The 21,702-nt window shown below is 76.3% G+C and carries 22 protein-coding genes; 15 read left to right on the top strand and 7 right to left on the bottom strand.

From position 1 onward, the window contains the following. Nucleotides 1–45 precede the first annotated feature (45 nt). From ABDB74_RS04235 to ABDB74_RS04255, 5 genes are all read left to right on the top strand, one after another. A complete protein-coding gene (locus ABDB74_RS04235; RefSeq protein WP_346622004.1) occupies nt 46–597 on the top strand; it encodes a DNA-3-methyladenine glycosylase I in 552 nt (183 codons plus the stop codon). Between the two features lie 114 nt (nt 598–711). Next, nucleotides 712–879: a DUF3117 domain-containing protein gene (locus ABDB74_RS04240; protein ID WP_012947303.1), complete on the top strand. Its 168-nt coding sequence runs from the start codon at nt 712–714 to the stop codon at nt 877–879. Between the two features lie 140 nt (nt 880–1,019). Next, nucleotides 1,020–2,504 carry a M17 family peptidase N-terminal domain-containing protein gene (locus ABDB74_RS04245; protein WP_346622007.1) on the top strand — a complete coding sequence of 495 codons (1,485 nt, stop codon included), beginning with the start codon at nt 1,020–1,022 and terminating at the stop codon, nt 2,502–2,504. After that, nucleotides 2,501–3,967, top strand: a complete 1,467-nt coding sequence (locus ABDB74_RS04250) for a hypothetical protein (RefSeq protein ID WP_346622009.1) — start codon at nt 2,501–2,503, stop codon at nt 3,965–3,967. The genes ABDB74_RS04245 and ABDB74_RS04250 overlap by 4 nt, the downstream gene beginning before the upstream one ends. Nucleotides 3,968–4,038: 71 nt before the next feature. After that, nucleotides 4,039–5,055: a methyltransferase domain-containing protein gene (locus tag ABDB74_RS04255; protein ID WP_346622011.1), complete on the top strand. Its 1,017-nt coding sequence runs from the start codon at nt 4,039–4,041 to the stop codon at nt 5,053–5,055. A 1-nt stretch (nt 5,056) separates the two neighbouring features. Here ABDB74_RS04255 and ABDB74_RS04260 read toward each other — a convergent pair whose 3' ends face one another. The 3 genes from ABDB74_RS04260 to ABDB74_RS04270 all read right to left on the bottom strand — a co-directional run bounded on the left by ABDB74_RS04260 (nt 5,057) and on the right by ABDB74_RS04270 (nt 9,493). Further along, nucleotides 5,057–6,559, bottom strand: coding sequence for a phytoene desaturase family protein (locus tag ABDB74_RS04260; protein WP_346622012.1), 1,503 nt, complete (start codon nt 6,557–6,559; stop codon nt 5,057–5,059). Between the two features lie 22 nt (nt 6,560–6,581). Then, complete coding sequence (locus tag ABDB74_RS04265; RefSeq protein ID WP_346622014.1) at nt 6,582–8,240, bottom strand: SpoIIE family protein phosphatase; 1,659 nt, start codon at nt 8,238–8,240, stop codon at nt 6,582–6,584. A 134-nt stretch (nt 8,241–8,374) separates the two neighbouring features. Next, nucleotides 8,375–9,493: a spore photoproduct lyase family protein gene (locus ABDB74_RS04270; protein ID WP_346622015.1), complete on the bottom strand. Its 1,119-nt coding sequence runs from the start codon at nt 9,491–9,493 to the stop codon at nt 8,375–8,377. Between the two features lie 52 nt (nt 9,494–9,545). Here ABDB74_RS04270 and ABDB74_RS04275 point away from each other — a divergent pair, with 52 nt between their 5' ends. After that, nucleotides 9,546–10,322, top strand: coding sequence for a 5-oxoprolinase subunit PxpA (locus tag ABDB74_RS04275; RefSeq protein ID WP_346622017.1), 777 nt, complete (start codon nt 9,546–9,548; stop codon nt 10,320–10,322). A 4-nt stretch (nt 10,323–10,326) separates the two neighbouring features. Here the strand turns inward: ABDB74_RS04275 and ABDB74_RS04280 are convergent, their stop codons facing one another. Then, a complete protein-coding gene (locus ABDB74_RS04280; RefSeq protein WP_346622018.1) occupies nt 10,327–11,055 on the bottom strand; it encodes a GAF domain-containing protein in 729 nt (242 codons plus the stop codon). 84 nt (nt 11,056–11,139) lie between these two features. On the opposite strand from ABDB74_RS04280, the gene ABDB74_RS04285 reads away from it, so the two are divergent. Both ABDB74_RS04285 and ABDB74_RS04290 read left to right on the top strand, forming a co-directional pair. Further along, complete coding sequence (locus tag ABDB74_RS04285; protein ID WP_346622020.1) at nt 11,140–11,766, top strand: allophanate hydrolase subunit 1; 627 nt, start codon at nt 11,140–11,142, stop codon at nt 11,764–11,766. Nucleotide 11,767: 1 nt separating this feature from the next. Beyond that, nucleotides 11,768–12,619: a biotin-dependent carboxyltransferase family protein gene (locus ABDB74_RS04290; RefSeq protein WP_346622022.1), complete on the top strand. Its 852-nt coding sequence runs from the start codon at nt 11,768–11,770 to the stop codon at nt 12,617–12,619. Nucleotides 12,620–12,633: 14 nt separating this feature from the next. On the opposite strand, the gene glgA is transcribed toward ABDB74_RS04290, so the two are convergent. After that, a complete protein-coding gene (glgA, locus tag ABDB74_RS04295) occupies nt 12,634–13,806 on the bottom strand; it encodes a glycogen synthase (RefSeq protein ID WP_346622024.1) in 1,173 nt (390 codons plus the stop codon). A gap of 71 nt (nt 13,807–13,877) precedes the next feature. Here glgA and glgC point away from each other — a divergent pair, with 71 nt between their 5' ends. After that, the gene (gene glgC, locus ABDB74_RS04300; protein ID WP_346622026.1) at nt 13,878–15,098 is read left to right on the top strand and encodes a glucose-1-phosphate adenylyltransferase; all 1,221 of its coding nucleotides are present in this window, start codon (nt 13,878–13,880) and stop codon (nt 15,096–15,098) included. A 74-nt stretch (nt 15,099–15,172) separates the two neighbouring features. Here glgC and ABDB74_RS04305 read toward each other — a convergent pair whose 3' ends face one another. Further along, nucleotides 15,173–15,832: a class I SAM-dependent methyltransferase gene (locus tag ABDB74_RS04305; protein WP_346622028.1), complete on the bottom strand. Its 660-nt coding sequence runs from the start codon at nt 15,830–15,832 to the stop codon at nt 15,173–15,175. A 200-nt stretch (nt 15,833–16,032) separates the two neighbouring features. Between ABDB74_RS04305 and sigE the strand changes: the two genes are divergently transcribed. The 4 genes from sigE (at nt 16,033) to ABDB74_RS04325 (ending at nt 19,208) form a co-directional block, all read left to right on the top strand. After that, nucleotides 16,033–16,623: an RNA polymerase sigma factor SigE gene (gene sigE, locus ABDB74_RS04310; RefSeq protein WP_346622030.1), complete on the top strand. Its 591-nt coding sequence runs from the start codon at nt 16,033–16,035 to the stop codon at nt 16,621–16,623. Beyond that, nucleotides 16,620–17,192, top strand: coding sequence for an anti-sigma factor (locus tag ABDB74_RS04315; RefSeq protein ID WP_346622032.1), 573 nt, complete (start codon nt 16,620–16,622; stop codon nt 17,190–17,192). Before sigE ends, ABDB74_RS04315 begins: the two co-directional genes overlap by 4 nt. 218 nt (nt 17,193–17,410) lie before the next feature. After that, on the top strand, nt 17,411–18,742 hold the full coding sequence (locus ABDB74_RS04320) for a trypsin-like peptidase domain-containing protein (RefSeq protein WP_346622034.1): 1,332 nt from the start codon (nt 17,411–17,413) through the stop codon (nt 18,740–18,742). 64 nt (nt 18,743–18,806) lie between these two features. Next, nucleotides 18,807–19,208 (top strand): twin-arginine translocase TatA/TatE family subunit, encoded by a 402-nt coding sequence (locus ABDB74_RS04325; RefSeq protein WP_346622036.1) that lies wholly within the window; start codon nt 18,807–18,809, stop codon nt 19,206–19,208. 90 nt (nt 19,209–19,298) lie between these two features. On the opposite strand, the gene ABDB74_RS04330 is transcribed toward ABDB74_RS04325, so the two are convergent. Then, nucleotides 19,299–20,450, bottom strand: coding sequence for an Mrp/NBP35 family ATP-binding protein (locus ABDB74_RS04330; protein ID WP_346622038.1), 1,152 nt, complete (start codon nt 20,448–20,450; stop codon nt 19,299–19,301). 163 nt (nt 20,451–20,613) lie between these two features. Here ABDB74_RS04330 and ABDB74_RS04335 point away from each other — a divergent pair, with 163 nt between their 5' ends. Together ABDB74_RS04335 and ABDB74_RS04340 are read left to right on the top strand one after the other, a co-directional pair. Beyond that, a complete protein-coding gene (locus ABDB74_RS04335; protein ID WP_346622040.1) occupies nt 20,614–21,306 on the top strand; it encodes an AzlC family ABC transporter permease in 693 nt (230 codons plus the stop codon). Next, entirely contained in the window at nt 21,303–21,620 is a 318-nt protein-coding gene (locus ABDB74_RS04340; RefSeq protein WP_346622042.1) for an AzlD domain-containing protein, read from the top strand. The genes ABDB74_RS04335 and ABDB74_RS04340 overlap by 4 nt, the downstream gene beginning before the upstream one ends. The last annotated feature ends 82 nt before the right edge of the window (nt 21,621–21,702 follow it).

The raw sequence follows: 21,702 nt of genomic DNA on the forward strand, positions 1-21,702 counted from the left end.
GGACCGTAGCGCCGGGGCGTCAGGGGGCGGCGCTACGGTCCGCGGGTGGATGACATCGGTCGCTGCGGCTGGGCGACGAGCAGCCCCGAGTACGTCGCCTACCACGACGAGGAGTGGGGCACGCCGCTGCGCGGCGACGACGCCCTCTTCGAACGACTGAGCCTGGAGGCGTTCCAGTCGGGGCTGTCCTGGATCACCATCCTCCGCAAGCGCCCCGCGTTCCGATCGGCCTTCGCGGGCTTCCGCATCGACGAGGTCGCCCGGTTCGGCGACGCCGACGAGGAGCGCCTGATGGCCGACGCGGGCATCGTGCGCAACCGGGTGAAGATCCGTGCGGCGATCGGCAACGCCCGCGCGGCGCAGCAGGTGCCGGAGGGGCTGTCCGCGCTGCTCTGGTCCTTCGCGCCGACGGCGGCCCGGCCGCGCCCGGCGACGCTCGCCGACGTCCCGGCGACGAGCGCGGAGTCGGTCGCGATGGCCCGGGAGCTGAAGAGCCGCGGCTTCGTCTTCGTCGGCCCGACGACCGCCTACGCGCTCATGCAGGCCACCGGCATGGTCGACGACCACGTGGCCGAGTGCTTCCGGGCATCACCCTGACGGGCCTGCTGTTGGACGACGGCGGCTCATACGGGATCATTGCCACGGAGCTCACAGCATCGGACACCACGCGCCCGTCCACGGGCAGACGCGTGGCTGGCGAAGGAGGCACGCATGGCGGCCATGAAGCCGCGCACGGGTGAAGGTCCCCTCGAGGTCACCAAGGAAGGGCGCGGCCTGGTCATGCGGGTACCGCTGGAAGGCGGCGGTCGCCTGGTCGTCGAGCTGTCGCCGGACGAGGCGGCCGCGCTGTCGGAGGCGCTGAAGGGCGCGACCAGCTGACTTCCTCCGCGAGCCTGTCCCCGGGCAGCCCCGCACAGGACGACACGGCCCCGGCCGTCGGCACCTCGCCGGCGACCGGGGCCGCGCCGTTCCCGCGGGTCGAGGTCCTCGCCGACGTCCCGGCCCTGGGACCCGACGACGTGCTGGCCGTACCGGTCGGTGCCGGCAGCGCCCTGCCGCCGTGGCTGACCGGTGCGGCGGCCCCGGTGGTCAGCCCCGAGCTGCTGACCGGTGCCCTCGCCGACACCGGCAACTCCGGCCGCGCCGGGGGGCTGACCAACGTGCCGATCGCCGGGCGGCGGCCCCGCAGCGTCGTCGCGATCGGCGTCGGCGACGGCGTCCTCCCCGACGTGCGCCGCTACGCGGCCACCGCCGTCCGCCGGGCGCAGACGCTGGCCGCGCACGGCGCGCGGCGCCTGGTCCTGCCGCTGGACACCGCGACGGCGCCGGCCGGCGCGGCCGAGGTGCGCGCGGCGGTCGAGGCGGCGCTGCTGGGCGGGTACCGGTTCCGCGACACCTCGAAGCCGCACCCGGTGCGGCTGGGGACGGTGACCCTGGTCCTCGCCGGCGCCGACGACGCCGCGGTGGCGGAGGCCGCCCGTGCCGGCCAGGTGGCCGCCGAGGCCGTCGGCTGGGCGCGGGACCTGGTCAACACGCCGCCCAGCACCAAGAACCCCGCCTGGCTGGCCGACCGGGCCATCCACCGGCTGGCCGGGCTCCCGCACGTCTCGGTCACCGTCCTCGGCCCCGAGGAGCTGAGGGCCGGCGGGTTCGGCGGCGTGCTGGCCGTCGGGAGCGGATCGGCCACCCCGCCGTGCGTCATCGTCGCCGGCTACCGGCACCCCGCGGCCGGCCCGGCCCACCCCGTGCTGGTGGGGAAGGGCATCACCTTCGACACCGGCGGGCTGTCGATCAAGCGCGGCGCCGGCATGCGGGACATGAAGACCGACATGGCCGGTGGCGCGGCCATCCTCGCCGCGGTGGACGCCGCCGCGCGGCTGGAGCTGCCGGTGGCCGTCACGGCGGTCGTCGCCGTCGCGGAGAACGCGGTCTCGGGGTCGTCGTACCGGCCGGCCGACGTCGTCCGGCACGTCGGCGGGCGCACGACCGAGGTGGGCAACACCGACGCCGAGGGGCGGCTGGTGCTCGCCGACGCCCTGGCCCACGCCCGGCTCGTCCTGGGCGCCACGGCGCTGGTCGACGTCGCGACGCTCACCGGCGCCATGAAGGTGGCCCTGGGCGCGCGGACGGCCGGGCTGTACGCGACCAGCGACGGGCTGGCCGACGCGCTGTCCGCCGCCGGCACGCAGGCGGGGGAGCCCTCGTGGCGGATGCCGCTGGCCGAGGAGTACGCGGAGCTGCTCGACAGCGCCGTCGCCGATGCGACGAACGCGCCGGGCGGCCCCGGCGGGACCACCGCGGCGCTGTTCCTGCGGCCGTTCGCCGGGGAGCTGCCGTGGGCGCACCTGGACATCGCCGGCCCGGCGCTAGCCCGGTCCGACCACGAGGAGACGGTCAAGGGCGGCACCGGGTTCGGCGCGCGGACGCTCCTGCGCTGGCTGGAGGCCGGTGCCCCGGTGGATGCCGCCCCGGTGGATGCTGTCGCGGTGGTGAACGACCGATGACCGACGAATCCGCAGGTGTCGTCTTCCCGGCCGGCCCCGACGGCCGGCGCAGCACCGCCGCCCTGGGCCGGGCGGTCGTCGCCGACGCGCTGCGCCCGGTGGACGCCACCGGTGCGCTGGCCGCCGAGCACGAGACCAACTGGCGGGCGGGCTACCTGACCCACTTCCGCCGGCTCGTGGAGGCCGGGCTGCCGTCGGCAGGGGCCGCGCACGCCATCGCCGACGCCGGGCTCGACTCGCTGCACCGGCGCATGCGGGTCGCCGGACCGGACGGGGAGGCGGGGCTGGACACGCTGGCCGGCGCGCCCGCCGGCCGGTCGCTGCGCACGGTCGAGGTGACCGGGCGCGCCGAGCCGGAACGGGAGTTCTCGCTGCCCTTCCACGGCTACCGGCTCCGCGGCGACGCGCTGCTGCGCCGCCTCGACCGCTGGACCGACGCCGGGGTGGTGGAACCCTCGTGCGGCGAGGCGGTCCGCGCCGTCGTGGCCCACCCGGAGTGGCTGGCGCTGCCGGACACCACCGTCGTCGTGCTCGGGGCCGGGGCGGAGATGGGGCCGCTCACCGCGCTGCTCCGCTGGGGGGTCCGCGTGGCCGGCGTCGACCTGCCGCGTGCCCCGCTGTGGGAGCGCGTGCTGCAGACCGCCCGCAGCGGGGCCGGCACCCTGCTGCTGCCGGTGTCCGGCGAGGGCCCCGACGCCGACCCGGCCCGCGCGGGCGCCGACCTGATCGCCGAGGTCCCGGCGGTCGCCGACTGGGTCACCGGTCTCCCCGGGCGGCCGGTACTGGGCAACTACGTCTACGCCGACGGCGCCACGAACGTCCGGGTCTCGACGGCGGTCGACGCGCTCACCGTGCGCCTCGGGGCGGCCCGGCCCGATCTCGCGCTGGCGTTCCTCGCCACACCGACCGACGTCTTCGCCGTCCCCGGTGACGCGGTGGCGCAGTCGGTGCGGGCCTACGGCGCCCGGACGGGGACGGCCAAGCTGCTCGGCCGGCCGCTGCGCACGCTGTCCGGGGGCCGGCTGCTGCGGCGCGCGTACGTGCCCGGCGCCGACCCCGGCATCGCCGACAGCCTGGTCGCCCAGCAGGGCCCCAACTACGCGCTGGCCAAGCGCTTGCAGCGGTGGCGGGCCACGGTGGCCCGCGCAGCCGGGCACACGGTCTCGATGAACGTGGCCCCGCCGACCCGCACCCGCTCGGTGGTCAAGAACCGGGCCCTGGCCGCCGCCTACGCCGGCGCCCACCGGTTCGGCGTGGAGGTGTTCGAGCCCGCGACGGCGAACGTGCTGATGGCCGCCCTGCTGGTGCACGACCTGCACACCGGCGGCGGGCCCGCGCACGAGCACCCCTGGCAGGACGAGGCGTACGAGGCGGCGCACGGCGGCCTGTGGCGGACCGCCTACGCCCCGCGCAGCGCGCTCGGGCTGGCCGCGCTGCTCGGCTACGGGGCCGCCCGGGCCTGACGCGCACCGGACCCTGGCGCCTGCGGGCCCGGTCGGCCACAGTGGTCGCCCACCTGCCCGTGGGAGACGACATGGCCCGGATGTTCAGTGCGCGCACGCTGCTCACCGTGCTGCGCAGCGGGAACGCCGCCGCCCGGCTGCGGGCCACCCGCGACGGTCAGGCCGCCGTCCGGCTGCACCTGGGTGCGGCGGCGCTGGGCACCGGGGTGCTGGACGCGGTCGCCGACGGTGCCGTGGCGACGCCGGAGCTCGCCCGGCGGCTCGACGTCGCGGAGGCCGAGCTGCTCGACGCCTTCCTCCGCACCCTCGCGGCGGCCGGGCTGGTGCGGGGCGACGGCGCCGGATGGGCGCTGGCGCCGGCCGGCCGCGCCGTGGTCACCGACGACCTGGTGCGGGCCTCCTACGAGGCGTTCGCGGGCTTCCACACCGGTCTCTACCGGGACCTGGGCCCGCTGCTGGCCGGCGGGCCCCGGCGGCGCGACGTCACCACCCACGGCGGGGTGATCGCCCGGGTGTCGGCCGCCTTCGAGCCGTTCGTCGACGACGTGCTGCGGGAGACGGTGGCCGCCGTGTCGCCGCGGGCGGTGCTCGACGTCGGCTGCGGCGCGGGGCTGCAACTGGCCACGATGCTGGCGGCGGCACCGGAGGCCGCCGGGGTCGGGGTGGACACCGACCCGGCCGCGGCGGGCCTGGCCGAGACGACGCTGCGGGAGCGCGGCCTCACCGCCCGGGCGCGGATCGTGCGGGACGACGTCCGCCGGCTGACCGGCGAGGAGCCGTTCGACCTCGTGCTGCTGGCCAACGTCGTCTACTACGTCCCCGCGGACGAGCGGGCCGCGCTGTTCTCGGACGTCGCGCGCCTCCTGGCGCCGGGCGGCACGCTCCTCGTCGTCACGACGGTGGCCACGGATCAGCTCTTCAGCCGGCACTTCGACCTCCTCCTGCGGGCGCAGGAGGGCCGTATGTCGCTCCCGGACGTCGACGGACTGGAAGCCGGGCTGCGCGCGGCCGGCCTGCGGCCCCGGGAGCCGCGGCGGATCGCGCCGGGGGCTCCGCTGGTGGCCGTGACCGCCGACCGGCCGACCTGACTCAGGCCGGGCCGACGAGCCGCGCCACGATCTCCGCGGACAGCCCCACGAGGGGCAGGCCCCCACCGGGGTGCGCCGAGCCGCCGGCCAGGAACAGGCCGGGCACGGGGGAGGCGTTGGCCGGGCGCAGGAACGCCGCGCGCGAGCCGTTGCTGGAGGTGCCGTAGATCGAGCCGCCGACGCTGCCGGTGTCGCGCGCCAGATCGGCCGGCGTCCGCACCTGCCGCCAGCGCAGCCGCTCGCGGACGTCGAGCCCGCGCCGCGCCATCACCTCCAGCACCCGGTCGGCGTAGCTCTCGGCCAGGCCCGGCGCGTCCCAGTCCACCCCGCGCCCGGGGTCGTGCCGCGGTGCGTTGACCAGCACGAACCAGGACTCGCTGTCGGCGTCGGGAACCAGCGCCGGGTCGTCGGGCGCGCTGACGTAGACGGTCGGGTCGGGCACGGGACGCGGCCGGCCGGCGTACCGGCCGGTGCCGAAGACGGCGTCGAACTCCGCGTCGTAGTCGTCGGGGAAGAGCACCGAGTGGTGGGCCAGCCCGGGGGTGCGGCCGCGCAGGGCCAGCAGCAGGACGAACCCGGACAGCGAGGGGGTGGCCCGGCGGAGGTCGCGGCGGACCCGCCGGATGCGCGGATCGGGTGGCAGCAGGTCGGCGTGCAGCGCGGTGGCGTCGACCCCGGAGACGACGACGTCGGCGGGCAGCCGTTCCCCGTCGGCCAGCTCCACCCCGGCCACCCGGCCACCCTCGAGCGAGATCCGGCGCACGGCCCGGCCGGTGCGCAGCACGGCACCGCGGTCCACCGCCCGTTCCAGCACCGCCTGTCCGAGCCGGTGCAGTCCACCGCGCACGTACCAGGACCCGAACGCCTGCTCCGCGTGCGGGACGGTCGCGAGCACCGCCGGCGCGCGGCGCGGGTCGGAGCCGGAGTAGGTGGCGTAGCGGTCGAGCAGCGTGCGCAGGTGCGGGTGGTCGAGGTAGCGGCGGCCCAGCCCGCGCAGCGACGCCCACGGGGCGATCGCCGTGACGTCGCCGGGCCGGCGGGCCAGCCGCGCGAGGGTCACCGGCCCGGCCAGCGGCGTGCGCAGGAACGGGCCCTCGCTGATCCGCCACATCGTCGCCCCCCGGTCCAGCAGGGCGGTCCACTGCCGGCCGGCGCCAGCGCCCAGTGCGTCGTCGAGCGCGGAGGGAACGGCCTCGAGCCGTCCCGGCATCGTCAGCCGGGTGCCGTCGGCGAAGCGGTAGCCGACGGCCGGGTCGAGCCGCATGAGGTCGACGGCGTCCTCCAGCCGGCCGCCGGTGGCGGCGAACAGGTCGCGGTAGACCTGGGGGAGGGTGACCAGGCTCGGCCCGGTGTCGAACGCGTGCCCGTCCCGGCTGAACCAGCCGAGCTTGCCGCCGATCCGCGGCGCCTGCTCGACGACGGTGACCGCGTGCCCCAGCGCGGTCAGCCGGGCGGCCGACGCCAGCCCGCCCAGGCCGGCGCCCACCACCACCACGCGCGCCACGGGCCCACCGTAGCCAGGCGGATCAGCGGGGGACGGCGAGCGCCAGGACGGCGAGGTCGTCGTGCTCGTGCCGCGACCCGGCCAGCTGCGTCTCGACGGCGGCCGACACCGCGGCCACCACGGCCTCCGCGTCGGCGACCGGGGCGCCCGCCACCACCCGCAGCAGCGCGTCCTCACCGAACTGGCGGCCGGTGTCGTCCCGCGCCTCGGTGACCCCGTCGGTGTAGAGGACCAGCGTGGAGCCGGGGGGCAGCTCGACGACGGTCTCGGTGAAGACCACGTCGGCGTCGATGCCCAGCGGCCGCCCGGCGGCACCGACCTCCCGGGCGCCGTCCGCCGTGGCGAGCACGGGCAGCGGGTGCCCGGCGACGCTGAGGCAGGCGCGGCGCCCCTGCCCGGCGGGCTCGAGGACCAGGCAGCAGGCGGTGACGAAGCGCAGCGGGGTGCCCTGCCCGTGCAGCAAGGCGGTGTTCACCGCGGCGAGGATCTCGCCGGGGCGGCCCGCGGCGGCGGCGGCGCGCGCGGTGTGCCGGGTGACCGCGGTGACGGCGGCGGCCTCGGCCCCGGTGCCGCAGACGTCGGCGATCAGCACCATCCATCGCCCGTCGGGAAGCGGCATGACGTCGTAGGTGTCGCCGCCGACGAGCGCGGTGTCCCCGCCCGGCCGGTAGCGCGCCGCGAGCTCCATGCCGGGGATGGCCGGCAGGTGCGAGGGCAGCAGGCTGCGCTGCAGCGTGTCGGCCAGCTCCCGGACCTCCGACTCGGCGCGCAACCGGGCGAGGAACTGGCCGATCTGGCGCCCGGCGTGGGAGAGCACCTCGACCAGTTCCGGTGGTACCGGCCGGGCCGACTTCGAGAACAGCTCGCAGACGGCGAGGAGGCGATCGCCGCGCAGCACGGGGAAGGCCACCCCGGTGGACAGCGCGTCGGCGCGGGCCACCTCGGCCCGGATGAAGCGGCTGTCGTCGGTGAGGTCCTCGACGACCACCGGCACCCGCTGCTGCCAGGCCAGCCCCGGCAGCCCCTCGCCCCGGACGAAGGTGCGGACGGCGGCGTCGGACTCCAGCGCGGGAACCTCCGCGCCCGGCGCGGTCCAGGTGCCGGCGTGCACCAGCCGGGTGCCGTCGGAGTCGGGCTGCCAGAGGCTGGCGGCGTCCCAGTCGAGCTGGGTGCACAGCGTCGGCAGCAGCTGGCGGAAGGCGACGTCGGCGTCGCGGGCCTCGGTGAGCGCGGCGGTGACCCGCAGCGTGGCGGCGAGGTAGCGGCTGACCTGCAGCTGCCGCTCCAGCAGGATGGTGGTGCTCGCGTCGCGCAGCACGGCGACGACGGAGGACTCCGCGGCGGTGGCGCCCGGGAAGGGCTCGACGCGGGCGAGCGTCACGTCGATCGAGACCTCCTCGCCGCTGGCGTGCAGGGCCGGCAGCTGGGTGGTCGAGCCGACCAGCTCGCCCTGCCCGGTGGTCAGGAACCGGGTGATGCGGCCGCCGTGCCCGCGCCGGAACCGCTGGGGCATGATCGCCGTCAGGGGCAGCCCGAGCATCTCCTCGGCCTCGTAGCCGAGCAGCCGGGAGACTGCAGGGTTGACGTAGGTGACGCGCCCCTCGGCGTCGGCGACGACGACCGTGTCCGGCAGGGCGGCCAGCAGCGCAGCCGCCGGCAGCCCCGAGCTCGCCTCAGGCACCCGTTCCCCCTCGGGTCCTGACATCCTCCGTGGACGGTGGACCCGTGGGCGAGCGTCTCACACACGCGGTGATCGTGCCGACACGGAATGTCGACATGTGACCATGTCGACACGGCGCCCTGTCGACCGCTCGGTCAGAAGGCATAGCGGACCCGCAGCCAGGGGGCGTGGGCCGCGATCAGCGCCCGGAGCCGGGCCAGTCCGGCCCGCTTCACGTCGGCGCGGTAGCGCACGTTGTCCTGGCCGTTCTGGCTCCGCTTCGGCTCCTGCAGGTCCGGTCGCCAGAGCAGCTGCTCGGCCGTCGGGTGCCAGCCCAGGTTGACCTCGTGCAGCCCCTCGTTGTGGGTCAGCATGATCACCTCCGCGGCGGCCTGCGCCTTGGCCGCGGCGCCCAGGCCGTCGTCGAGCTGCTGCAGCAGCTCGGCCCAGGCCTGCTCCCAGCCGTCCCGCAGGACGACCGGCGACAGGTTGAGGTGCACCTCGTAGCCGGCCGCCACGAAGTCGTCGACCGCGGCGATCCGCTCGGCGACCCGGCTGGTGCGCACGTCCAGGACGCGTGCGTCGGCATCGGGCATGACCGAGAAGCGCAGCCGGGTGCGGCCCGCGGGATCGAGGTCGAGCAGCCGCCGGTTGACGTACTTGGTGGCGAAAGACGCCTTCGCCGTCGGCAGCCCGCGGAAGGTGGCGACCAGATCGGCGACGTTGTCGCTGACCAGCGCGTCGACCGAGCAGTCGCTGTTCTCACCGATGTCGTAGACCCAGCTCTCCGGGTCGCACTGGTCGGGCTCGGTCTTGGGCCCCTGACGGGTCACGTGCCGGCGCAGGTGCGCGGTGATCTGGTCGATGTTGGTGAAGACGGTGATCGGGTTGGCGTAGCCCTTGCGCCGAGGGACGTAGCAGTACGAGCACGCCATCGCGCAGCCGTTCGCGGTGCCGGGGGCGATGAAGTTCGCCGAGCGGCCGTTCGGCCGGGTGGCCAGCCCCTTGCGGACACCGAGCACCAGCGTCTCGGTCTTCACGCGGACCCAGCGGTCGACGTTCCCCGCGTTGCCGTGCAGCTCCGGGATCTGCCAGTGCGAGGGCACCTCGACGACGTCGACGCCCGGGAACCGGCCCAGCACCTGGCGCCCGCGGGGGGAGTCGAGGGCGGCGGGCTCGGCGTAGATCCGCCGCACCTGGAGCAGCGGGTTGGGCGGCATCGGCTCCGGCGGCGCCCCGAGGTCGAAGAGGGTGAGCGGCTCCGCGGCTGCCATGACCGGTGCAGCGCCGGCGGGGCGGCTCCCATTCCGGTGCCAGACTGCCCCGGTGAGCGCACCGGGCACCCCCCGCATCGACCTCAACGCCGACCTCGGCGAGGGCTTCGGCGTCTGGCGGCTGGGCGACGACGACGCGCTGCTGGGCATCGTGAGCAGCGCCAACGTCGCCTGCGGCTTCCACGCCGGTGACCCGCTGACCATGCGGCGGGTGAGCGCCTCGGCGGTTGGGGCCGGGGTGGCGGTCGGCGCACAGGTGGCCTACCGGGACCTGGCCGGGTTCGGCCGGCGGTTCGTCGACGTCGCCCCCGACGAGCTGGCGGCCGACGTGCTGTACCAGCTGGCCGCGCTCGACGGCATCGCGCGGGCGGCGGGCGGCGGGGTCTCCTACGTCAAGCCGCACGGGGCCCTCTACAACGCGGTGGTGGCCCACGAAGCGCAGGCGCGGGCGGTGGTCGACGCCGTCGTCGCCCACGGCCGCGGCCTGCCCGTGCTCGGCCTGCCGGGCTCCGCGCTGCTCCGCGCCGCGGCGGCCGCGGGACTGCCGACCGTGAGGGAGGGGTTCGCCGACCGCGGCTACACCCCGGAGGGCACCCTCGTGCCCCGGGGTGCGCCCGGCGCCCTCGTGCACGAACCCGCCGAGGTGGCGCGGCGGGCCGTCCGGATGGCCGTCGACGGCACGGTGGTGGCGGTGGACGGCAGCGTGGTGCCCGTGGACGTCCGGTCGGTCTGCGTCCACGGCGACACCCCGGGGGCGGTGGGGCTGGCACGCGCGGTGCGGGCGGCGCTGGAGACGGCCGGGCTCGCGATCGCCCCCTTCGCCGGCTGAACCCTCAACCGCCGGGGCGGAGCGACTCCACCGGCTCCCGGCCGGACAGGAGGTCGGCGGCGAGGTCGTCGACGGAACGCCCCGTCGTGGCGGCGGCGGCGCGCATCAGCGCGAGCGCGTCGGCGGGGTCGACGTCGAGCGCGATACCCACCTTGCCCATGGCCTCCCAGACGGCGGCGCGCCGACGGGGCGCCGGGCCCTGCAGCCAGCCGGGGCCCTCGGCGGGGGACCAGGTGGACCAGACCGCCGCGTCGCTCAGCGCGGAGCTGACCAGCTGACCCACCGCGACGGCCGCGAAGACGTCGAGCTCCGGGACGGCGGCCGGCCGGGTGAAGTACAGGTCGAGGGCGCCGTCGCCGGACGGGGAGGGGCGCAGCGGCAGGGCGACGACGGCCCGGAACGGCGTCCCGCCGAGGAGCAGGCCGGCGAACACCGGCCAGCGCTGCCGCAGGTCCTCCTCGACGGCGAAGACCGGCTGGCCGCGGCGTTGCGAGGTCGTGCACGGGCCGTCGCCGGCGGTGAACTGCATGCGCTCGGCGGCGGCGGCCACCGGGCCGCTGGACCCCAGGGGCACCCACCGGCCGGTCGCGTCGACCATGCTGAGGCCGGCGCCGTCGACGGCCAGCACCCGGGCGCAGGCCCGGCTCAGCCGCTCCGGCAGCAGTTCCGGCCCGGCCGGCTCCGCGGCGGAGACCTCCGCGAGCGCGGCGCGGAACCGGTCGGCGATGGTCATGGCTGATTCTCCGCCCGCGCGGCCCACCGCACATCCTGGGCGGAGCCGGGTCCGGCCTGGCCCGCGATGGCCGATCATGGGCCGGTGACCGACCCCCAGGAACCGGTGCGCGCCGTGCCGTACGGCGACCGCGCGGTCCTGGTCGAGGCCGCCGATCCCGCCGCCGTGCCCGGACTCCGGGCGGCGCTGGCGGCCGCCCCGCTCACCGGGCAGCTCGACCTGGTACCGGCCGCCCGCACGCTCCTCGTCGTCCTCGACCGGCCGGTCACCGACCTCGACGTCGCCGCCCTGCGCCGGCTGACCCCGGCGGCCGGCGAGCGGCCGGCGGCGGCGGACGTCGAGCTGCCGGTGGTCTTCGACGGGCCCGACCTGGCCGAGGTCGCCCGGCTCACCGGCGGCTCGGCCGCCGATCTCGTGAGCCGGCTCACCGCGCTGCGGCTCACCGTCGCCTTCAGCGGCTTCGCCCCCGGCTTCGGCTACCTGACCGGGCTCCCTGCCGACCTGCACGTGCCCCGCCGGCCCACCCCCCGCACCCGGGTGCCCGCGGGGGCCGTGGCGCTGGCGGGCCCCTACGCCGGGGTCTACCCGAGGCCCTCGCCCGGTGGCTGGCAGCTGGTGGGGCGGACCGACGCGCTGCTGTTCGACGTGGACCGCGACCCGCCGGCGCTGCTCGTCCCGGGAGCCGCCGTCCGCTTCCGCGAGGTGCGCTGAGGTGCTCACCGTCCTGGCGCCCGGGCCGCTGGCCACCGTGCAGGACGCCGGCCGGTGCGGCTGGGCGTCGATCGGGGTGACCCGGTCGGGGTTCGCCGACCGGCCGGCGGCCGGGCTGGCCAACCGGTTGGTGGGCAACGACCCGGGGGCCGCGGCGATCGAGGCGACCGCGGGTGGGCTGCGGGTGCGCGCCGAGCGCGCGCTACTCGTGGCCGTGACCGGCGCGCCCGCTCCGCTGACCGTCGACGGCCGGCCGGCGCCGCTGAACGGGCCGCTGGGCCTGGCGCCCGGGGCGGTCCTCGACCTGGGGATCCCGCCGGTGGGGCTGCGCACGTACCTGGCGGTGCGCGGCGGCGTCGACGTCCCGCCGGTGCTGGGCTCGCGCAGCACCGACACGCTGTCCGGCCTGGGGCCCGGCCCGCTGCGGCCCGGTGACCTGCTGGCGGTCGGGCCGCCACCGCCGGGGCAGCCCACGGTGGACGTCGCCCCGGTCGCCCCGCCGTCGTCGGCGCCGCTCCTGCGGGTGCTGCCCGGCCCGCGGCGCGACTGGCTGGCCGGGGAGGCGTGGACGGCGCTGACGGCGGCGGCGTGGACCGTCACGGCCGACAGCGACCGGGTGGGGCTCCGGCTCGCCGGTCCGCGGCTGCACCGCGCGCGGGACGGGGAGCTGCCGAGCGAGGGGCTGGTGCCCGGCGCGGTGCAGGTCCCGCCGGACGGCGCCCCGGTCCTGTTCCTCGCCGACCACCCGGTGACCGGCGGCTACCCGGTGCTCGCCGTCGTCGTCACCGCCGACCTGGCCGGAGCCGCGCAGCTGCGCCCGGGCGACGCGGTGCGGTTCCGGGCCGCGCGCTGAGCCGCCGGCGAGGTTCACCCGCGGGCGGCGAGCACCGCCGAGTACACCTCGACGGTGCGCTCCGCGACGGCGGCCCAGCCGAACTCCGCGAGCACCCGTTCCCGACCGGCGGCGCCCATCGCGGCGGCCCGGTCGGGATCGGCCAGCAGCTCAGCCGTGCGGGCGGCCAGGCCCGCGGCGAAACCGGCCGGGTCGGCCTCGTCGTAGGGCACGAGCAGCCCGGTGCGGCCGTCCTCGACGACCTCCGGGATGCCGCCCACCGCGCTGGCGACGACGGCGGTGCCGCAGGCCGCGGCCTCCAGGTTGACGATGCCGAGCGGCTCGTACACCGACGGGCAGACGAAGACGGTGGCCCCGGTGATCAGCGGCACCAGCTGCTCCCGCGGCAGCATCTCCTCGATCCACACGACACCGGTCCGCCGCTCCTGCAGCGCGGCCACCGCGTCAGCGACCTGACGGCGTTCCGCGGGGGTGTCGGCGGCGCCGGCGCACAGCACCAGCCCGGCGTCGGCGGGCAGCTGCTCGGCGGCGGCCAGCAGGTGGACCAGCCCCTTCTGCCGCGTGATCCGGCCGACGAACAGCGCGTACGGCCGGTCGGGGTCGACGCCCAGCCCGCGGACCACCTCCGGTGCGGGAACCGGGCGGTAGGCCTCGGCGTCGACGCCGTTGTGCACGACGTGCACCCGGGCCGGGTCGAGCTCGGGATACACGGCGAGGACGTCGTCGCGCATGCCGGCGCTGACCGCGATCACCGCGTCGGCGCCCAGGTACGCGGTGCGCTCGGCCCAGGAGGAGAGGCGGTAGCCGCCGCCGAGCTGCTCGGCCTTCCACGGTCGGCGCGGCTCCAGCGAGTGCGCGGTGACCACGTGCGGCACCCCGTGCACCAGCGCGGCGAGCAGACCGGCGGTGTTGGCGTACCAGGTGTGGCTGTGCACCAGGTCGGCGCCGGCCAGCGCCGCGGCGATCTCGACGTCGACGCCCAGGGCCTGCAGGGCGCCGTTGGCCTCGCGCAACCCGGCCGGGACGGCGTGCCCGGTCGCGTCGATGCGGGCGCCGCCGAAGCAGTGGACGTCGAGGTCGGGCCCGGCGGGCAAGGAGCGCAGCGCCGCCACGAGGTGCTCGACGTGCACGCCCGCCCCGCCGTAGACGTCCGGCGGCCACTCGCGTGTGACGATCCCGATGCGCACGACGTCACCCTAGGGGGGCGCAGTCGGCTGTCCAGTGGGACGGCGCCCTGGCCAGCGGCTACCGTGCCTTTATGCGTGGCGGTCCTCGGGTGCTCGGCATCGTCCTGGCGGGCGGTGAGGGGAAGCGGCTGGCGCCGTTGACCTCCGACCGCGCGAAGCCGGCTGTCCCGTTCGGGGGCAACTACCGGCTCATCGACTTCGTGCTCTCCAACCTGGTCAACGGCGACATCCGGCAGATCGCCGTGCTCACCCAGTACAAGAGCCACAGCCTCGACCGGCACATCACCCAGACCTGGCGGATGTCGAGCCTGCTCGGCAACTACGTGACGCCGGTGCCGGCCCAGCAGCGCCTGGGTCCCCGCTGGTACACCGGCAGCGCCGACGCGATCTTCCAGAGCCTGAACCTGATCTACGACGAGCGGCCGGAGATCGTCGTCGTCTTCGGTGCCGACCACGTCTACCGGATGGACCCCCGGCAGATGCTCGACCAGCACCTGCAGACCGGGGCCGGAGTCACCATCGCGGGGCTGCGGGTACCGCGGCGGGAGGCGACCGAGTTCGGGGTGATCGACTCCGACGCCGAGGGCAAGGTGCGGGGCTTCCTGGAGAAGCCGGCCGACCCGCCCGGGCTGCCCGATTCGCCCGAGGAGAGCTTCGCCTCCATGGGCAACTACGTCTTCACCACCGACGCGCTGCTCGAGGCGCTGCGCGCCGACGCGGAGGACCCGGACTCGGTGCACGACATGGGCGGCTCGATCATGCCCATGCTGGCCGACGCGGGCGAGGCGTACGTCTACGACTTCTCCACCAACGTCGTGCCCGGCGCCACCGAGCGCGACCACGGCTACTGGCGCGACGTGGGGACGATCGACTCCTACTACGACGCGCACATGGACCTGGTCTCGGTGACGCCCGTGTTCAACCTCTACAACGACCGGTGGCCGATCTACACCCTGGCGCCGCAGCGCCCGCCGGCGAAGTTCGTGCTCGGCGGCCGGGCCGAGGAGTCGATGGTCAGCGCCGGCGCGATCATCGGCGGCGGCTCGGTGCACAACTCGGTGATCTCACCCGGGGTCCGCGTCGAACGCGGCGCCCGGGTCGAGGACAGCGTCGTGATGGACGGCGTCTACATCGGCGAGGGCGCGCACGTGCGCCGCGCCATCCTCGACAAGAACGTGGTCGTGCCGGCGGGCGCGCGGATCGGCCTGGACCACGACCTCGACCGGCAGCACTACCACGTGAGCGCCGGCGGCATCACGGTGCTGGCGAAGAGCGCCCGCGCCTACCTCTGACACACCCGGCACAGGAACCTATGCCTACGGTTCTCGCGCTGGATCCGTAGGCATAGCTTCCTGTGCCCGGTCGGTCAGGCGCGCTTGGTGGCCACGAGCAGGCCGCTGCCGATCGGCAGCAGGGCCGGCAGGAGCGCGTCGTCGTCCCGGATGGTGCGGGCGATCTCCCGCCAGGCGACCGTCTGCGGGTCGCGCGCCGTCCGGTCCGCGACCCGGCCACCCTGGAGCAGGCCGTGGCAGGTGAGCGTGCCGCCGATCCGGGCCAGGGCGAGCAGCGCCGGCAGGTGCTCGGCGTACTCCCGGGGCGGACCGGCGCAGCAGACCATGTCGTAGGCGCCGGGCGAGAGCCGGGGGAGCACCTCGCCGGGGGTGCCGAAGATCAGTCGCGCCCGGCCCGCGGGCACCCTGGCCTCGGCGAGCGCGCTGCGGGCGGCACGCAGCTGCTCCGGGTCGCCGTCCAGGGCGGTGAGCACGCCGTCGGGGCGCATGCCGCGCAGCAGCCAGAGCGCGGCCAGGCCGCCGCCGCTGCCGATCGACACCACCGACCGGGCGCCGGTGGTGGTGGCCAGCACGGCGAGGGTCGCCCCCACCGCGGGCTCCACGGGGGGCGGCCCGGAGAGGAACTGCGCCCGCTGCCGTGCGGCCACCATCTCGGGTGTCTCGGCGGCGAAGCGGTCGGCGTAGGCGGCGCCCTGGTCGGTGCCGCCCCCGGGCGGCGGTTCCTGGGCGCTCATCACCGACCGAGGGTAGTTGCCCGGCCCCGTCGGACCGCGTGCGGCGGCGGCACCTGTGCGTCTCCTGGGAACGGCGGTGCCCGGGAACACGGATGTGCCGTCCGTCCGTTGATCGATGTGTGCGCCTGAAGCGAGCCGAGCCGGTACGAACCGCTGACGCGGGGGAGGTCGTGGGTGGCCCCGTCTGCGATCCTGGTGGCGTGTCCGAGGCCTCAGCACCGCAGCCCCCGGCCGCGGCCGTGAGCCAGGACGCCTGGGTGGCCCCGTCCTGGGAGCAGGTCGTACGCGACCACTCCGCGCGGGTGTACCGGCTGGCCTACCGGCTCTCCGGCAACGCGCAGGACGCCGAGGACCTCACCCAGGAGACGTTCGTCCGGGTGTTCCGCTCCCTGGCCGACTACTCCCCGGGCACCTTCGAGGGCTGGCTGCACCGGATCACCACGAACCTCTTCCTCGACATGGTCCGCCGGCGGCAGCGGATCCGGTTCGACGCACTGCCCGAGGACACCGAGCGGCTGCCGGGCCGGGCCCCCAGCCCGGAGCAGGTCTACGCCGACACCCATCTCGACCCGCAGGTGCAGGCGGCGCTCGACGCGCTGGCCCCGGAGTTCCGCGTCGCCGTCGTCCTCTGCGACATCGAGGGCCTCACGTACGAGGAGATCGCCGCGACGCTGGGCATCAAGCTCGGCACGGTGCGCAGCCGCATCCACCGCGGGCGGGTGCAGCTGCGCCAGGCGCTGGCCCACCTCGCCCCTCGCCGGGCGGGTGTTCCCGGGGAGGTCGGGGCGTGAGCATCCCGGAGAGCCACCTGGCCCAGGAGGCCATCGCCGCGCTCGTCGACGGCGAGCTGACCGCGGGTCCGGCGAGCCGGGCCGCCCGGCACCTGACCGGCTGCCTGCAGTGCCGGATGGCCGTGGAGGCGCAGCGCGAGGCGAAGGCGGCGCTGCACGGCTCGGCGGACGTCGCCGTCCCCGGCGACCTGATGTCCCGGCTGTGCGCGATCCCGTTCACCGCGGACGTGCCGGGGTCCGGCGAGGGCACCGGCGGGATCAGCGCCGGCCCTGGTGAGCTCACCGTCACGGGTAGTGCCGGCTCGTGGTCGGTCGACCTCACCCCCGGCCCGGCGCCGCGGCGGGGCCCGCTCGGCAACCGCTGGCTCCGGCGCGGGGTGGCCGGCACGCTCGCCGGCCTCGGCGCCGGGGTGACCGCTCTGGCTCTCACCCTGCCGGCCGACGCCGCGCGCGCGCCCGCCGCGGACAGCCCGACGCGCGAGCAGCACACCCAGGTGGTGCCGCCGGTGCTGCGTACCGTCACCGTGGACACCTCCGTCGGCGTCGTCCCCCCGGGTGGTACCCCCTGAGCACCTCCTCCGACCAGTCGCCGGACAGCGGCGGTGACGCGGTCTTCGCGCGGCCGGCCGGCCAGACCGGGGCCTTCGACGACTCCGCGGCGCAGCGGCTGACCCCGCGTCCGGCCGCCGCGCCGGAGCCGACCCCCGGCCAGGCGACCGCCTTCGGCCGGCCCGACCGGGTCACCGGGAGCTTCGCCGGTGACCGCCCGCCGCCGAGACCGCGCCCGGTGCCGCCACCCCCGCCCGAGGCGCTGCTGCGCGCCTTCGGTCCGCCGATCCCCGGCCGGGGCGGCCTGCAGGATCCGCCCGGTGGCCGACCGGGCCGGCGGCGGACCGCCCCGGGCCCCTGGTGGAAGGCCGACGCCCGCGACGATCCGTGGCGCGACCCGGCGTCACCGGCCGGCCTCGGCGCGCCCGCGGTCTACGCCGAGGACGCCCAGCCCGGGCCGGTCGTCATCGACGCGGCGGGCCGCCGGAAGGTGCGGCTGCGCGACCTCTCCGTGCGGCTGGCGACGCTGGTCGTGCTGACCCTGCTGGTCGTGGCGGCCGTCGGCGGTGGGGTCGGGTGGTACCTCACCCGCACCGCGGGGGAGTCGCCGCTGCTCAGCCCGGGGACGACGCTCTCCCAGGTGCAGCCCGGCATCACCCGCGAGCCGGGTTCGGTCTCCACCATCGCCGAGGCGGTCATGCCCGCGGTCGTCTCCATCGAGGTGCGGGTCGGTCAGGCCGGCGCCACCGGCTCCGGTGTGGTCGTCGACGGCGAGAACGGCTACATCGTCACCAACAACCACGTGATCTCCGGGGCCGACGGCGTCGAGGGCGCGGAGATCCGGGCGATCTTCTCCGACGGCAGCGGCTCGGCCGCCCGCATCGTGGGGCGTGACCCGGCGAGCGACCTCGCGGTCATCAAGGTCGAGAAGCCGGGTCTGGTGACCGCGTCGCTGGGCATGTCCGGCGAGGTCGCCGTCGGCGATCCGGTGGTCGCGATCGGCTCGCCGCTCGGGCTGGCGGGCACCGTGACCAGCGGCATCGTGAGCGCCCTGAACCGGCCCGTGCGGCTGGCGGGCGAGGGCACCGACACCAACGCCGTGATCAGCGCCGTGCAGACCGATGCGCCGATCAACCCCGGCAACTCCGGCGGCGCGCTGGTCGACGCCACCGGCTCGCTCGTCGGCATCAACACCGCGATCGCCTCGACCGGGACGGGTGGCTCGATCGGTCTGGGCTTCGCCATCCCCGTCGACACGGTGAAGCAGATCACCGAGCAGCTGATCTCCGACGGGACGGCCGTGCACGCCGTGCTGGGCGTCAACGCCCGGTCGGTCACCGACGGCACGCGCGACGGCGCACTGGTGCTCAACGTGGAGCCGGGCAGCGCCGCGGCGCGGGCCGGCATCCGCGAGGAGGACGTCATCATCGCGGTCGACGGCACCCCGGTGGGCAGCTCCGAGGAGCTCGTCGTCGCCGTCGACGCCCACGAGCCCGGGGACGTGGTCACGATCGAGCTGGTCCGCAACGGCAGTTCGCGCCAGGTCGAGGCCACGCTCGACCCTGCCTGACCGAAGGGCCGCCTAGGCTGGGACGGGTCGCGCGAGGCGGCCCGGAGGAACGGAGAGAGCGGCGGTGTTCGACTCGATCGGCTGGCCCGAGATCTTCGTGCTCGCGCTGGCGGCGTTGTTCATCTTCGGGCCGGAGCGGCTGCCGGATCTGGCCAAGGAGGCCGCCGGCGGGCTCAAGCGACTGCGCTCGGCGATCACCGGCGTCCGGGCGCAGATGAACGACTCGCTCGGCGACGACTTCGCCGAGCTGCGCGACCTCGATCTGCGCAAGTACCACCCACGGACCTTCATCCGCAGCCAGCTCCTGGATGACGACGACGAGGACGGCCCGGTCGGTCACCGGGGCAGCGCGACCGGATCGGCCGGCCTGGGCGCCACCGCCATGGGCGCGGCCGTGCCGGCGGCCGCCGTCGCCCGGTCCCGCGACGCAGGCTCACCCCCGCCGTTCGACGTCGACGCGACGTGATCGGTCGTCGTCCTCCGGACGACACCGCAACGCGCCCCGACAAGCGCAGAGGCCGTTCCCCTCGGGAACCGGCCTCTGCGGCGGATCAGCTCAGTGCTTGACGGGGGTGAGACCCAGCGACATGCCCGACAGGCCGCGCTGACGGGTGGCCAGCCCGTCGGCGATCCTGATCAGGGCCTGCGCGGCGGGGGAGTCCGGGTCGGCCAGCACGATCGGCGCGCCGGAGTCACCGGACTCGCGCAGCCGCACGTCGAGCGGGATCTGGCCCAGCAGCGGCACCCGGGCACCGAGCGTGCGGGTCAGCGCGTCGGAGACCGCCTCGCCGCCGCCCGAGCCGAACACCTCGACGCGGGAACCGTCGGGGAGGTCCATCCAGCTCATGTTCTCGATGACGCCGACCACCTGCTGGTGGGTCTGCGTCGCGATCGCGCCGGCGCGCTCGGCCACCTCGGCGGCGGCCAGCTGCGGGGTGGTGACGACGAGGATCTCGGCGTTGGGCAGCAGCTGGGCGATGGAGATGGCGACGTCGCCGGTGCCGGGCGGCAGGTCCAGCAGCAGGACGTCGAGGTCGCCCCACCAGACGTCGGCGAGGAACTGCTGCAGCGCGCGGTGCAGCATCGGCCCGCGCCAGACGACGGGGGTGTTGCCCGGGGTGAACATGCCGATCGAGATGACCTTCACGCCCATGGACTGCGGCGGCATGATCATGTTGTCGACCTGGGTGGGCTTGTCGTCCACGCCGAGCATGCGCGGCACCGAGTGGCCGTAGATGTCGGCGTCGACGACGCCGACCGCGAGGCCGCGCTTGGCCAGGGCGGCGGCCAGGTTGACCGTGACCGACGACTTGCCGACGCCGCCCTTGCCGGAGGCGACGGCGTAGACGCGGGTGAGCGAGCCGGGCTGGGCGAACGGGATGACCGGGTCGGCGGCGTCGGTGCCGCGCACGGTCTTGCGCAGCTCGGAGCGCTGCTCGTCGCTCATCACGTCGAGCGCGACCTGCACGGAGGTCACACCGGGGACGGCGGAGACCGCCTGGGTGACCCGGGTGGTGATCGTCTCCCGCATCGGGCAGCCCGCGACGGTGAGGTAGACCTCGACGGCGACCGAGCCGTCGGGCCCGATCCGCACGTCCTTGATCATGCCGAGCTCGGGGAGCGGGCGGTTGATCTCGGGATCCTGGACGGTGGCCAGAGCGGCGTTGACGGCGTCGAGCGCCGGCGTGCCGGTCAGCTGGTCGGACATCGTGTTCGCTTGTCTCCTTCGACGGGGACCGGCGTCCGGCGGTCGGCGGCCAGCAGGCGGCGACCTGCGCGATCGGTCGCCTGCCACTGTACGGCGGGTCACGGCCGCGCCCGCCCGCCGGAGGGTGATCTACCGCGCAACCGCGCATCACTAGGGTCGGGCCGTGTCGCCCGACCGCTCCCGGACCCTGCGCGACGCCGTCGGCCTGGGGCTGGCCGTCGGGCTCTACGGCGTGGCGTTCGGCGCCGCGGCCGACGCCGCCGGGCTCGACGTCTGGCAGGCGCTGACCCTCTCGGCGCTGATGTTCACCGGGGCGTCGCAGTTCGCGCTCGTCGGCGTCCTGGGGGCGGGGGGCAGCGCGCCGGCGGCCGTGGGCAGCGCCCTCCTGCTCGGCACCCGCAACACCGTCTACGCCGTGCGGATGGCACCGCTGCTGGCCCCTCGCGGCCTGCTCCGCCGGGCCGGGGCGGCGCACTGGGTGATCGACGAGACGACGGCGATGGCGGTGGCCGCGCCCAGCAGGGAGCTCGGCCGGCTGGCGTTCTGGGCCACCGGCGCGACCATCTACCTCGGCTGGAACGCCATGACGCTGGTCGGCGTGCTGGGGGCCTCGGGGCTGGGCGCGCCGGCGGAGGCCGCGCTGGACTCCGTCGTCCCCGCCGCGTTCCTGGCGTTGCTGTGGCCCCGGCTGCGGAGGGGATCCCGCGAGGCGGGGGCGCAGCGGCGGGTGGCGGCCGGCGGTGCCGTGGTGGCGCTGGCGCTGACGCCGTTCGTGCCGCCGGGGGTGCAGGTCGTCGCCGCGGTGGTGGCCGTCGCCCTCGCCGGCCGCCCTCGCCGCGCGGAGCAGCCGGCATGACCGGCACCACGCTGTGGGCCGCCGTCCTGGTCGCCTCCGCCGGCTGCTACCTGCTCAAGCTCGCCGGGCTGTCGGTGCCCGCCTCCTGGGTCGAGCAGCCGTGGGTGGCCCGGTTCGTCGACTTCGTGCCCGCCGGGCTCCTGGCCGCGCTCGTGGTCGTCCAGGCGCTGACCACCGGCGACCGGATCGTGGTCGACGGCCGGCTGGCCGGGCTGGCCGTCGCGGCGCTGGCCCTGGCGCTGCGGGCGCCGTTCATCGTCGTGCTGCTCCTCGCCGGGGCGGCCGGCGCGCTGGTCCACGTCGTCAGCGGCTGACCCGCGCCCGACCGTCGAGCCGTGACCGCGGGGGTTGGACGGCCGATCGGAGGGCACGGCAGCGGGGCCGGACCCGATGATC

This window comes from Blastococcus sp. HT6-4, from assembly GCF_039679125.1.
Classification (GTDB): Bacteria; Actinomycetota; Actinomycetes; order Mycobacteriales; family Geodermatophilaceae; genus Blastococcus; species Blastococcus montanus.

Excerpts from the sequence above, each read along its gene's own strand:
- ABDB74_RS04240 (WP_012947303.1), top strand. The coding sequence starts at position 712 with ATGGCGGCCATGAAGCCGCGCACGGGTGAAGGTCCCCTCGAGGTCACC.
- ABDB74_RS04250 (WP_346622009.1), top strand. The coding sequence starts at position 2,501 with ATGACCGACGAATCCGCAGGTGTCGTCTTCCCGGCCGGCCCCGACGGC.
- ABDB74_RS04255 (WP_346622011.1), top strand. The coding sequence starts at position 4,039 with ATGGCCCGGATGTTCAGTGCGCGCACGCTGCTCACCGTGCTGCGCAGC.
- ABDB74_RS04270 (WP_346622015.1), bottom strand. The coding sequence starts at position 9,493 with ATGGCAGCCGCGGAGCCGCTCACCCTCTTCGACCTCGGGGCGCCGCCG.
- ABDB74_RS04280 (WP_346622018.1), bottom strand. The coding sequence starts at position 11,055 with ATGACCATCGCCGACCGGTTCCGCGCCGCGCTCGCGGAGGTCTCCGCC.
- glgC (WP_346622026.1), top strand. The coding sequence starts at position 13,878 with ATGCGTGGCGGTCCTCGGGTGCTCGGCATCGTCCTGGCGGGCGGTGAG.
- ABDB74_RS04305 (WP_346622028.1), bottom strand. The coding sequence starts at position 15,832 with ATGAGCGCCCAGGAACCGCCGCCCGGGGGCGGCACCGACCAGGGCGCC.
- ABDB74_RS04330 (WP_346622038.1), bottom strand. The coding sequence starts at position 20,450 with ATGTCCGACCAGCTGACCGGCACGCCGGCGCTCGACGCCGTCAACGCC.
- ABDB74_RS04340 (WP_346622042.1), top strand. The coding sequence starts at position 21,303 with ATGACCGGCACCACGCTGTGGGCCGCCGTCCTGGTCGCCTCCGCCGGC.